11 protein-coding genes are annotated in these 12,684 nt (G+C 62.2%); 8 read left to right on the forward strand and 3 right to left on the reverse strand.

Going from position 1 to position 12,684, the window contains the following annotated elements; all coding sequences use genetic code 11:
* Window positions 1-15: 15 nt before the first annotated feature.
* From D906_RS04940 to D906_RS04975, 8 genes are all read left to right on the forward strand, one after another.
* A complete protein-coding gene (locus D906_RS04940) occupies window positions 16-786 on the forward strand; it encodes a TerC family protein (protein WP_016712866.1) in 771 nt (256 codons plus the stop codon).
* Window positions 787-984: 198 nt separating this feature from the next.
* Window positions 985-2,643, forward strand: coding sequence for a Na/Pi cotransporter family protein (locus D906_RS04945; protein WP_019099186.1), 1,659 nt, complete (start codon window positions 985-987; stop codon window positions 2,641-2,643).
* 28 nt (window positions 2,644-2,671) lie between these two features.
* Complete coding sequence (locus tag D906_RS04950) at window positions 2,672-4,078, forward strand: pitrilysin family protein (RefSeq protein ID WP_027614783.1); 1,407 nt, start codon at window positions 2,672-2,674, stop codon at window positions 4,076-4,078.
* Window positions 4,079-4,173: 95 nt separating this feature from the next.
* Complete coding sequence (locus D906_RS04955; RefSeq protein WP_019099188.1) at window positions 4,174-5,196, forward strand: DUF5924 family protein; 1,023 nt, start codon at window positions 4,174-4,176, stop codon at window positions 5,194-5,196.
* 114 nt (window positions 5,197-5,310) lie between these two features.
* A complete protein-coding gene (locus D906_RS04960; protein WP_027614784.1) occupies window positions 5,311-6,444 on the forward strand; it encodes an ABC transporter permease in 1,134 nt (377 codons plus the stop codon).
* Window positions 6,441-7,232: an ABC transporter ATP-binding protein gene (locus D906_RS04965; RefSeq protein WP_027614785.1), complete on the forward strand. Its 792-nt coding sequence runs from the start codon at window positions 6,441-6,443 to the stop codon at window positions 7,230-7,232. The genes D906_RS04960 and D906_RS04965 overlap by 4 nt, the downstream gene beginning before the upstream one ends.
* 3 nt (window positions 7,233-7,235) lie before the next feature.
* On the forward strand, window positions 7,236-8,174 hold the full coding sequence (locus D906_RS04970) for an MlaD family protein (RefSeq protein WP_019099190.1): 939 nt from the start codon (window positions 7,236-7,238) through the stop codon (window positions 8,172-8,174).
* Window positions 8,171-8,806, forward strand: a complete 636-nt coding sequence (locus D906_RS04975) for an ABC-type transport auxiliary lipoprotein family protein (protein ID WP_019099191.1) — start codon at window positions 8,171-8,173, stop codon at window positions 8,804-8,806. Before D906_RS04970 ends, D906_RS04975 begins: the two co-directional genes overlap by 4 nt.
* Here the strand turns inward: D906_RS04975 and D906_RS04980 are convergent.
* From D906_RS04980 to D906_RS04990, 3 genes are all read right to left on the reverse strand, one after another.
* Window positions 8,788-10,017, reverse strand: coding sequence for a nucleoside recognition domain-containing protein (locus D906_RS04980; RefSeq protein WP_027614786.1), 1,230 nt, complete (start codon window positions 10,015-10,017; stop codon window positions 8,788-8,790). The genes D906_RS04975 and D906_RS04980 overlap by 19 nt on opposite strands.
* A 121-nt stretch (window positions 10,018-10,138) precedes the next feature.
* Window positions 10,139-11,467, reverse strand: a complete 1,329-nt coding sequence (gltP, locus tag D906_RS04985) for a glutamate/aspartate:proton symporter GltP (RefSeq protein ID WP_016712857.1) — start codon at window positions 11,465-11,467, stop codon at window positions 10,139-10,141.
* 745 nt (window positions 11,468-12,212) lie between these two features.
* A complete protein-coding gene (locus tag D906_RS04990; protein WP_016712856.1) occupies window positions 12,213-12,683 on the reverse strand; it encodes an inhibitor of vertebrate lysozyme family protein in 471 nt (156 codons plus the stop codon).
* Between the last annotated feature and the right edge of the window lies 1 nt (window position 12,684).

Below are 12,684 nucleotides of genomic sequence, written 5' to 3' on the forward strand. Positions count from 1 at the left end.
TTCGAAGGAAAACACATGGAATGGCTGACCAGCCCGGAAATCTGGGTTGCCTTTTTCACCCTTACCGCGCTTGAGATCGTCCTCGGTATCGACAACATCATCATGATCTCGATCCTGGTCAGCCGCATGCCCAAGCACATGCAGCCACGCACCCGGATCTTCGGCCTGGCCCTGGCCATGGTCACCCGTATCATGCTGCTGCTATCGATTACCTGGGTCATGCGCCTTACCGCCGACCTGTTCGTGGTGTTCGGCCAAGGCATCTCCGGACGTGACCTGATCCTGTTCTTCGGTGGCCTGTTCCTGCTGTGGAAAAGCTCGCAAGAGATCTACCACGGCCTGGAAGGCGAGGACGAAAACGCCGAAGAGCCGAAAGGTGCGGGCGGCAAGTTCTTCTACACCATCATCCAGATCGCCATCATCGACATCGTGTTCTCGCTGGACTCGGTAATTACTGCGGTGGGTATGGTTTCCCACGTACCGGTGATGATTGCCGCCATCGTCGTTGCCGTGCTGGTGATGATGCTGTGCGCCGGCGCCATCAGCAATTTCATCGACAAGCACCCGTCGCTGAAGATGCTCGCGCTGTCGTTCCTGATCGTGGTCGGTACCGTGCTGATCGCCGAAGCGTTCGAGGTGCATGTGCCGAAGGGCTACGTCTACTTCGCCATGGCCTTCTCGCTGGCGGTGGAAGCCATCAACATCCGCATGCGCACCGCCCTGGCCCGCAAGGAAGGCAAAGAGCATGAGCCGGTGAAACTGCGCAAGGACATTCCGGGTCAGTAAGACCAGGAAGCGCAAACCACAAAGGGTCCTTCGCAGGGCCCTTTTTCATGTCTGATCGGTTTCAAACACATGACAGCCATGCGAAGCTGGCGACAGCTGCGCAAAACAACTAAAGCTTTGAGTGAGCACCGAAAATTCTTCAAACGCTCACGTTTCTTTTCTTGGCCCGCTGGGCCAGTGCAACAGGGGGCTTTCGCCATGCTGACCCTGCTCAACCTGCTCTCGGCCGTGACGCTTCTGGTCTGGGGCACCCACATCGTACGTACCGGCATTCTCCGCGTGTTCGGCTCGAACCTGCGGCGCATCATCAGCCAGAACATGGACAAGCGCCCGCTGGCGTTCATTGCCGGCATACTGGTCACGGCCATGGTGCAGAGCAGTAACGCCACGGCCATGCTGGTCACGTCCTTCGTCGGCCAGGGCCTGATGGCCATGACCCCGGCCCTGGCGATCATGCTGGGTGCCGATGTGGGTACCGCGCTGATGGCCCGGGTACTCACTTTCGACCTGTCCTGGTTATCACCCCTGCTGATATTCCTGGGCGTGATCTTCTTCCTCTCACGTAAGCAGACACGGGCTGGCCAACTGGGCCGTGTCGGTATCGGGCTTGGCCTGATCATCCTGGCACTGGAGCTGATCGTGCAGGCAGCTGCGCCGATCACCCACGCCCAAGGCGTGAAAGTGCTGTTTGCTTCGCTGACCGGCGACATCATGCTCGACGCCTTGGTCGGCGCCATGTTCGCCATGATTTCCTATTCCAGCCTCGCCGCCGTGCTGCTTACCGCAACATTGGCCGGTGCCGAGGTCATCAGCCTGCCGGTGGCCATTGGCCTTGTGGTCGGTGCCAACATCGGTAGCGGCTTACTGGCCTTCATCAGCACCAGCATGCAGAACACTGCCGGGCGCCGTGTGGCGTTGGGCAGCTTGCTCTACAAGCTGATCGGCCTGCTGCTGATCATCCCTGTGCTGCACCCATTGGTGGAGTGGATGGACTCGCTCAGCTTCAGCCCGCAAGAGCTGGTCATCGGCTTCCACCTGCTCTACAACACCCTGCGCTGCCTGCTCATGCTGCCCACGGTCAAACTCATGGGCCGGCTGTGCAACAGCCTGCTGCCCGAGCGGGAAAACGGCAACGGCCAGATCCGACCGCGCCACCTCGACGCCTCGGCGCTGGAAACACCCAGCCTGGCGCTTGCCAACGCTGCCCGCGAAACCCTGCGTCTGGGCGATATCGTCGACAGCCTGCTTGAAGCCATGCTGGGGGCCCTGCGCGGCACCCAGACTGCCCTGCCACAGCAGGTTCGCGCCCTGGGTGAGGATGCCGACGCCCTGTACAGCGCCATCAAGCTTTACCTTGCGCAGATGTCGCGCGAAGATCTCAGCGAGCAGGACAACCGCCGCTGGGCCGAGATCATCGAGCTGGCCATCAACCTCAAGCTCGCCTGCGACCTCATCGAGCGCATGTTGCGCAAGGTCCAGCAGCAGAAAACCAGCCAGCGCCGGGAGTTTTCCCAGGTGGGGCTGGAAGAGCTGACCGGGCTGCAGGAGCAATTGTTAGCCAACCTGCGCCTTGGCCTGTCGGTATTCCTTAGCGCCGACCCGGAAAGCGCCCGCTTGCTGCTCAAGGAAAAACGCCGTTTTCGCGCCCAGGAACGGCGCCTGGCGCATGCCCACGTCAGCCGCTTGCAGCGTAAGGTGGTGCAAAGCATCGAAACCAGTTCGCTACACTTGGAGCTGATCGCCGACATGAAGCGGTTGAACTCTTTGTTCTGCAGCAGTGCCTATGTGGTACTGGGCGGCTCCGACACCGGCGGGCTGATGCTCGACAGTGTGCCGGACGAAGCCCGCCTGCCGTGAATGCCTACCTGAGGACCGAAGCTCGCCCATGCGTTGCCTGATGTTCGTTTGCCTGCTGATCTGCAGCCTGCCCTCATTGGCCCTCGACCGCTCGCGGGTTGAGGGCTACCTGCTGCCCAACGGCCTGCAGGTCATTCTAAAAAACGGCTACGAGCGCGACCATGTGGCGATTCGCCTGGTGGTCGGGGTGGGCCTGGACGACTTCGATTGCGAACAGAAAGAGCTGCCGCACCTGCTTGAGCACCTGCTGTTCAGCGGCATCGACGAAACCGGCGAGGGCGGCCTTGAAGAGCGCCTGCAATCGCTCGGCGGCGAGTGGAATGCCTACACCAGCAGCGCCGACACCACGTTTGTCATCGAAGCCCCCGCACGCAACCAGCGAAAAGTGCTCGACCTGCTGCTGGCGGTAATCCGCGACACCCGTATCGATGACAAAGCCCTGGTCACCGCCAAGCGCATCATCGAGCGCGAAGATGGTGGCCACTATGGGCACCTGCAGCGCTGGCTCGACCGCCAGGATATCGGCCACCCTGCCAGTGACCAGCTGGCGACCGAGCTGGGCCTGAAATGTCCGGAGCGCTCCAATATCGACGACATGACCCTGGAGCAGGTACAAGCCTTGCGTGACCGCTGGTACGCCGCCAACAACATGACCCTGATCATGGTCGGCGGCCTCGATCGCTTGCTGCCAGCCTACCTGGAACGCACCTTTGGCGAACTGCCAGCCACCGAGCCGGAAGAGCGCCGCAACCTGGAAAGCATTACCCAGCAGGCCGAGCAGCGCCGCGACCTGACCCGGGGCTGGTTGGGCGATAGCGTCAAGCTGCATTGGTTGTTCATCGAGCCGGTCCTGGACAACGACCATCAGGCCACCCTCGACCTGCTGTCGCGTTACCTGGACTGGGCGCTGTACGACCAGCTACGCCTGCGCAACGGGCTGTCCTACGGGCCATCGGTGCAGCGTGAAAGCTTTGGCGATACCGGCCTGCTCAGCCTCAATGCCGACCTGGAACGCGACGACATCGACAAGGCGGTGAAGGTGATGCGGGCGTTGTTCGAGCACCTGCGCAAGGAAGGCCTCGACCCGGACACCTTCGCCCGCGTCAAGGACGCCAGCGTTGCCAAGGAAAGCTGGAGCACCCAGGGCAACAGTGCCTTGGCCGACTACTATTGGGGGGCGCTGAACGACTACACCGACGGGCGCTTTGCCAACCCGGTGCGCAAGTTGCGACAGGTTAGCCTGGAGCAGGCCAATGAGGCGCTGAAGGCATTGCTGAAGGAAGAGGGTTACTTGCGTATCGAGAAGCCGTTGCTTGGCTATGACGAGCTGTACGGGCTGGCCGCGCTGGTGGTGGGGCTGATATTGGCGGCCGGGTTGCTGCGCTGGCGGCGGCATGGCCCGCAACGGCCGAGTGGTGCTACACGAGAACGGTAGATCAGCGGTATCCTTTTGCCAGTACCGGCCTCTTCGCGGGCATGCCCGCGAAGAGGCCCGGCACAGCCACCTCATCCTTTCTGTTGTAGCCCCTAATGCCCCAAATACCCCGCATAGTCCTGCGCATCATCGAACTGCTCAAACGCTACCCCGGCATCATCGCGCTCTGTGGTTTCCTCTCTGGTATCGGCAGCTTCATCCTGGTCGACCGCCAAGCCGGCCTGGCCAGCTGGGTAGCCGTGCTCATGCTGATCAGCTGGGTCTGGCTGATGCTGGAGAACACCCTGACCGGCCTGTTCGCCCGCACCTTCAATCGCGAAATCCCGCAGCCGCTGCTGCGCTACGCGACGCAGATGATCCACCAGGAAACGCTGTTTTTCGTGCTGCCGTTCTTCTTCATCACCACCACCTGGAACAGCGGCCAGCTGGTGTTTACCGGTTTGCTCGGCGCCGCAGGCCTGATTTCGATCATCGACCCGCTGTACTACAAGTGGCTGGCGCCTCGGCGCTGGCTGTTCCTGGCGCTGCATACCCTGACATTGTTTGCCGCCCTGCTGACCGCGCTGCCGATCATCCTGCACCTGACCACCGCGCAAAGCTTCAAGCTGGCCCTGATCGCCGCCATGGCCCTGTCGTTCCCCAGCCTGGCCAGCAGCTTCCCGATCAATACCTGGCGGCGCGGCGTCGCCTTGGTGCTGGTTACCCTGTCGGTGGGTGCCGGGGGCTGGCTGCTGCGTTCCTGGGTGCCGCCGGCCACCCTGTGGATGACCGAAGTGGCGGTGAGCACCGAAGTGCTGAATCGCCAACCGGGCGACTCGCTGGACGAAATAGCCGCCAGCCGCATTCGCAGCAGCGGCCTGTATGCCTACACCGCCATCAACGCACCACGCGGCCTGAACGAGCGGATTTACCACGTGTGGCAGAAGGACGGCAAAGAGGTCGACCGCATCGCTCTGGACATCCACGGCGGGCGCAAGGAAGGCTACCGGGCCTGGACCCACAAGCAGAACTTCCCGCCAAACCCGGTGGGCAAATGGCAGGTGCGGGTGTTGACCGAGGATGGCCAGGTGATTGGCGTGCTGCGCTTCAAGGTGGTCGATGACGCGCCGGCACAGTGATTGAATGGGGGCCGCTTTGCGGCCTCCAAACCCAACAGACAGCACATAATCACCAAACAGCCCATGGCTGCTGCGCTATGATCAGCCCCAAAGCCTTAGCGCCGAGTCAGTAGCATGGAGCCAATGACCCCCCCCAGTGCCACCCTGGACACCAGCAGCCAACCGGCCTGCCTGCGTATAACCGGTGACTGGACCCTGGCGCACTACGCCAGCCTCAAGCGCGAGAGCGAACGCCTGCGAGCGCAGTCCACCCCCGACACCGTCGCCGACCTCAGCCAGCTGGGCCGCCTGGACACTGCGGGCGCCTCGTTGCTGGCCGAACTGCTGGGTTCCGAGCGCCTGTCCCACTGCACCCAAGACCTGCCCGAAGCCAGCCGTGCGCTGCTCAAGAACGTTTACTGTTCGGTGCAGGACTACTGCATCCCGGTCAAGGAACCCGAACGCAATGTGCTGATCTTGCTGCTGGAACGCATCGGCCGCGCCGTCGGCACGTTGTGGCAGGACAGCATGCAATTGCTGGGCTTTGTCGGCGTGATCCTCGAAACCTTGCTGCGTCGAGCCCTGCAACCACACCGCTGGCGCATTACCCCGGTTGTGGCCCACATCGAGCAGACCGGCCTGGACGCCGCCCCTATCGTCGCCTTGCTGACCTTCCTGGTGGGTGCGGTGGTGGCCTTTCTCGGCGCCACGGTGCTGGCCGACTTCGGTGCAACGGTCTTCACGGTCGACCTGGTGGCATTCTCGTTTCTGCGCGAGTTCGCCGTGCTGCTCACCGCCATCCTCATGGCCGGCCGCACCGCCAGCGCGTTCACCGCGCAGATCGGCTCGATGAAGGCCAACGAGGAAATCGACGCCATCCGCACCCTGGGCCTGAACCCGATGGAACTGCTGGTGGTTCCACGGGTACTTGCACTGCTGATCTCACTGCCACTGCTCACCTTCGTCGCGATGATTTGCGGCATTGTCGGTGGCGCAGTGGTATGCGCCCTGACGCTGGATATCTCACCGGCCATGTTCCTTTCACTGCTGCAAAGCGACATCGGCGTGCAGCACTTCCTGGTGGGCCTGGCCAAGGCGCCGTTCTTCGCCTTCCTTATCGCGGCCATCGGCTGCCTGGAAGGCTTCAAGGTCAGTGGCAGCGCCGAGTCGGTAGGCGCGCATACAACATCGGCAGTGGTGCAATCGATTTTCGTGGTCATCGTGCTGGACGCGGTGGCTGCCCTGTTCTTCATGGAGATGGGCTGGTGAGTGGCCAGGAAACCGTTATCGAGGCGCGCGGCATCTGCAACCGCTTCGGCCGCCAGGTGGTGCATGAAAACCTCGACCTGGACTTGTACCGCGGCGAAATCCTCGCCGTGGTAGGCGGTTCGGGCAGCGGCAAGTCGGTGCTGCTGCGCAGCATCATTGGCCTGCGCCGGCCCAACGAAGGGCAGATCAAGGTGTTTGGCCAGGACCTCGCCGGCCTGCGTGAAGCGCAGCGTTCCCTGGTCGAGCGGCGCTTTGGCGTGTTGTTCCAGAAGGGCGCGCTGTTCTCTTCGCTGACCGTTACCGAGAACGTGGCCTTGCCGCTGATCGAACACGCCGGGCTGTCCCGCGCCGACGCCGAACACCTGGCAGGCGTTAAGCTGGCCCTGGCCGGGCTGCCGATATCCGCCGCCGACAAGTACCCGTCTTCGCTGTCGGGGGGCATGATCAAACGTGCCGCGCTGGCCCGAGCCCTGGCTCTGGACCCTGACATCCTGTTCCTCGATGAACCCACCGCAGGCCTGGACCCGATCGGCGCTGCCGCGTTCGACCAGCTGATCCTTACCCTGCGCGATGCCCTTGGCCTGCCGGTGTTCCTCATCACCCACGACCTCGACACCCTGTACACCATCACCGACCGCATCGCGGTGCTGTCACAAAAGAAGGTTTTGGTGGCCGGCCCGCTGGCTGAAGTCGAGCAGACCAACGACGCCTGGATTCAAGAATACTTTCATGGCCCCCGCGGGCGTGCAGCCGAGCAGGCCGCCACCCGTGCCGGGCAGGAGCGCTGAGCAATGGAAACCCGAGCCCATCACGTACTAATCGGCCTGGTCACCGTCCTGGTGGTGGCCGGCGCCATGTTGTTTGGCCTGTGGCTGACCAAGTCCAGTGTCGATGACGCGTTCAAGGACTACGAAGTGGTGTTCAACGAGGCCGTTTCCGGCCTGTCCCGTGGCAGCCCGGTGCAGTACAACGGCATCAAGGTGGGCGATGTGTCCACCTTGCGCCTGGACCCGAAAGACCCGCGCCGGGTACTGGCCCGCGTTCGTCTGAGCGGCGATACCCCGGTGAAGGAAGACACCCAGGCCAAACTGACCCTGGCCGGCGTGACCGGCAACGCGTTCATCCAGCTCAGCGGCGGCACGCCACAGAGCCCCGAGCTGAAGGGCAAGGACGGCAAGCTGCCGGTCATCATCGCCTCGCCGTCGCCCATCTCGCGCCTGCTCAATGACAGCAGCGACCTGGTCACCAACATCAACATGCTGTTGCACAACGCCAACCAGATGTTCTCCGAAGACAATATCGGCCACCTCAGCAGCACCTTGGCCAACCTCGACAAGACCACCGGCGCCTTCGCCGGCCAGCACGGCAGCATCGCCGAGGCCATTGAGCAACTGGTGCAGGTAGGCAAGCAGGCCAGCGCCACCCTGGTCGAAACCCAAACGTTGATGCGCAATGCCAACGGGCTGCTGGGCAGCGAAGGCAAACAGGCGATCGGCAGCGCCGAGCAGGCCATGCAGTCGCTGGCCGAAAGCACTGCCACCATCAACAATCTGCTGAAAAACAACAGCGAGGCCATCGGCGACGGCGCCCAGGGCCTGAACCAGCTCACACCTGCCATTCGCGAACTGCGCGAAACCCTTAACGCACTCAAAGGTATTTCCCGGCAACTGGAGGCCGACCCCAGCGGCTACCTGCTCGGCCGCGACAACAACAAGGAGTTCCAGCCATGAAACCGTCGCTGCGCCTGCTGGCCCTGGCGGCCGCGCTGAGCCTGGCCAGTGCCTGCTCGATCCTGCCCAAGAGCGAGCCCGTCGACCTCTATCGCTTGCCGGTTAACCAGCCCAGCCGCACCGCAGCGCCGCTGGACTGGTCATTGCGGCTGAACAAGCCGCTGGCCAGTGAAGTGCTGGCCGGCCCGCGCATTGCCGTGATTCCACAGGGCGATGTGGTCAGCAGCTACAAAGGTGCACGCTGGAGCGATGCCGCCCCGGTGCTGCTGCGCAATCGCCTGCTCGATGGCTTCCAGCGCGATGGCCAGGTACAGCGCCTGAGCGCCGACGACAGCAACCTGCAGGCCGACTACGAGCTGGCTGGCGAGCTGCAGGCATTCCAGAGTGAGTACCGCCCGGGCGGCGCGGTGGAGGTGGTGATTCGCTATGACGCTCGGCTGGTTCAGGGCCGTAACCAGCGCATCCTCGCCAGCAAGCGTTTCGAGGTCCGCCAGCCGCTGGCCGACAAGCAGGTGTCAGCGGTGGTCGCCGGTTTCGGCCAGGCCAGCGACCAGCTGGTGGGGCACGTTGTGACCTGGACCGTCGACCAGGCCAGCCAGGCACAGCGCAAAGTTCAGGCGAAGAACCAGTAGCAGACGAAGATCGCTGCGACCACGCCAGAGAACTCGGCCAGCAGTGCGCAACCGACCGCGTGGCGCACGCGCTGGATACCCACCGCGCCAAAGTACACGGCCAGCACGTAGAAGGTCGTTTCAGTACTGCCCTGGATGGTCGCCGCTACCAGGGCCGGGAAGCTGTCTACACCCTGCGTCTGCATGGTCTCGATCAGCATGGCCCGCGCTGCGCTGCCGGAGAACGGCTTGACCAGCGCTGTGGGCAGGCCCTCGACGAAGCGGGTGTCCAGGCCCAGCCAGTTCACCGCATGGCGGATACCGTCCAGGGCCAGCTCCAGCGCGCCTGAAGCACGCAGTACACCCACCGCTACCAGCATCGCCACCAGGTAGGGCAGCAGGTTCTTGGCCACATCGAAGCCTTCCTTGGCCCCATCGACAAAGGCTTCATACACCTTGACCCGCTTCAGGGCGCCAATCACCAGGAACAGCATGATCACGCCAAACAGTGTGAGGTTGCCCAGGACCGACGACAGGCTGGCCAGCGCGGCGGCCGACAGGGTGCAGAGAAACGCCATGAAGCCTCCCAGCAGCAACGCGCCGGGAATGAAGTAGGCGAGCACCACCGGGTCCCATAGACGCAGGCGCTGCATAACCGCCACCGACAGCAGCCCGACCAAGGTCGAGACACTGGTGGCCAGCAGGATGGGCAGGAACACCATGGTCGGGTCTGGCGCGCCTTGCTGGGCCCGGTACATGAAGATGGTCACCGGCAGCAGCGTCAGCGACGAGGCGTTGAGCACCAGGAACAGGATCTGCGCGTTGCTGGCCGTAGTGCTGCTGGGGTTGAGCTCCTGCAGCGCACGCATGGCCTTCAGGCCAATCGGCGTGGCGGCATTGTCCAGCCCCAGGCCATTGGCCGCGAAGTTCATGGTGATCAGGCCCAGGGCAGGGTGGCCGGGCGGCACTTCCGGCATCAGGCGGGCGAACAGCGGGCCCAACACCTTGGCCAGCCATTCAACGATACCGGCCTTTTCGGCGATCTTGAGAAAGCCCAGCCACAGGGTCAGTGTGCCGAACAGCAGCACCATCACCTCGACCGACAGCTTGGCCATGGCGAAGATGCTTTCGACCATTGCCGCGAAGATCCCGGCATTACCACCTACCAGCCATTGGGCCAGGGCGGACACTGCCGCCACCAGGAAAAAGCCAAGCCAAAGGCCGTTGAGCATCCGCGTATTCCCCCTGAAAAATGCCCGAATGATAGCGGAAGTTGCTTGTACCGGGGCCTGCGATCCAGACAGACAACAAAAAGCCCCGACAAGTCGGGGCTTTTTGGGACAGCAATCAGGTTCAGCGCTTGGCGGCTTCGCCAACCACTGCGGCTTCCTGTTTGTCGGCCATCAGCGAGGCGTAGTACTTCTCGCCCTTGGCAGCGTCGTACATGCCTTCCCAGCGAGCGATGACCAACGCAGCCAGGGCGTTGCCTACAACGTTCAGCGCGGTACGGGCCATGTCCATGATGCGGTCGACACCGGCGATGAAGGCCAGGCCTTCGAGCGGGATGCCCACGCTGCCCAGGGTGGCCAGCAGCACCACGAACGACACGCCCGGCACACCAGCGATGCCTTTGGAAGTGACCATCAGGGTCAGCACCAGCAGCAGCTGCTGGCTCCACGACAGGTCGATACCGTAGAGCTGGGCGATGAAGATGGCCGCGATGCTCTGGTACAGGGTCGAACCGTCGAGGTTGAAGGAGTAGCCCGTCGGTACCACGAACGAGCAGATCGACTTCGGCGCGCCGTACTTCTCCATCTTCTCGATCACGCGCGGCAGCACGGTTTCGGAGCTGGAGGTGGAGTAGGCCAGAATCAGCTCATCTTTCATGATGCGCATGATCTTGATCACCGAGAAGCCGAACACGCGGGCAACCAGGCCCAGCACCATGAAGGCGAAGAAGGCGATGGCGAAATACACCAGCAGTACCAGCTTGGCCAACGGCAGCAGCGAGCTGAAGCCGAAGTTGGCCACGGTCACGGCAATCAGGGCGAACACACCGATCGGGGCATAGTTCATGATCATGTGGGTGACCTTGAACATGGTTTCCGATACGGCCTGGAAGGTGCGTACCAGCGGGTCGCGCAGCTCGGCCTGCAGGCTCGACAGGCCCAGGCCGAACATGACCGAGAAGAAGATGATCGGCAGCATTTCGCCACGCATCAGCGCTGCGAAGATGTTCGACGGAATCAGGTTCAGCAGGGTCTCGATGAACGCGTGCTCATGCTGTACCTCGGCCGCAGTGGCCTGGTACTTGGAGATGTCCACGGTACCCAGGGTGCTCATGTCGATGCCGGCGCCCGGGTGGAACAGGTTGGCCAACACCAGGCCCACGACGATGGCGATGGTGGTCACCACTTCGAAGTAGATGATGGTCTTCAGGCCGATGCTGCCCAGTTTTTTCGCATCGCCAACCCCGGCGATACCCACGATCAACGACGAAATCACGATCGGGACGACGATCATCTTGATCAGGCGAATGAAGATGTCACCGGCGGGCTGGAGGACGTTGCTGATCCACCATGCCTTTTCTGCACTGAAATGATTCAGTAGCGCGCCGATTGCAACGCCCAGGACCAGACCGATGACGATCTGCCAGGCGAGGCTCAGTTTTGCCTTCTTCATGTCTTTACCCTTTGTTCTAGTGGTCATGGCACCCGACGAAAACACGCGTAACAGAGCCATCGGCAAGGCCTCTGGCTTCAAGCGCACCCATCTGGCGACTTCATGTAAGGACACCGCAGGCGAGCGACAGGGCGCTCTGACCAGCGAAAAAGGCGGCAACTATTGCGATGGGAAAGGGGGAAATCTAATGCCGGAAGCGCATGACCCATGCCGATCATGCATAGTGTTTCATGCCAAAACAGAGGGTTCGCAAGTGCTTGATTTATAACGTTCGGAATCCCGAACAAGACCAAACCGCCATTTTTCGGCAGATTTGACGGTACACAAAGGGCATGAAAGATGGCTTGTTCGACAATCCGAATGGCCGAAATACCACTTGAAGAAGGGCTCGCAAGGCCGAAAAAAATTTGATGTACGGTCGAGACAAAATGTGTCTCAAGGATGAAATCGCGCAAGGAAGAGGGCGTTTCCTACATGGCTCCTCGGAAGTCAGGTCTGGTCAGGTATCCCTTTGACACCGCCGACCTGATACTTCCGATTCCGCCTTTCCTGACCCGGCCCATCGCTGGAGGCACTCCCTGTACCCCTAGGCCACTCCGATCCTGAAACAATCAGAACAGCCCGGCCCCTTGGTCATGTGCTGCCCCTCCTCGGGGCGGCGCATCATAGAAGGCTGAAATATAGAAAGGTTCAGCTTCTATTACGTGACAGTCGATGACCTTTCATCCGTACCGGCAATAAATGCTCAGTACCAGTTCGGGTCACGCTTAAGCTGCTCCTGCAGCATCGCCTTCATGCCGTCGTCAGGGTCGCCCAGCCAGCGATATTGCGCGTGGCGTGTAGGCGACTTGTCGCTCGGCAAGCCTTCGGGTACCTCCACGAGCATCCCGTAGGCATCCTCCTTGTCCCAGCTGAACGCAACGATCAGCCGCTTGTAGGTGCAGTTGTCCTGTGCCTCGCACAACGCACCGACCAGGTACTTGTCGCCATCTTCGGTAGTGGCGGACATCTGCTGCTGGGAACTGCCGGTCAGATTGACCACCCAATCGGGCAGGCGTTCCTCGCCTTTGATCGTGTCCTGCCAGGTTTCCCGGTACTCCGGGTCCGAGCCGAGCAACTGGTCGACCCGGACCTGGCCGTCATTGGCCGCCATCGCCGCCGCGCTGCCACCCAGCATCAGGGCGGCAGCCAGGGCTGTAAAAAGCTTCCTGCCCATC

The sequence above is a fragment of the Pseudomonas sp. LAIL14HWK12:I1 genome (assembly GCF_003202095.1).
Lineage (GTDB): Bacteria > Pseudomonadota > Gammaproteobacteria > Pseudomonadales > Pseudomonadaceae > Aquipseudomonas > Aquipseudomonas monteilii.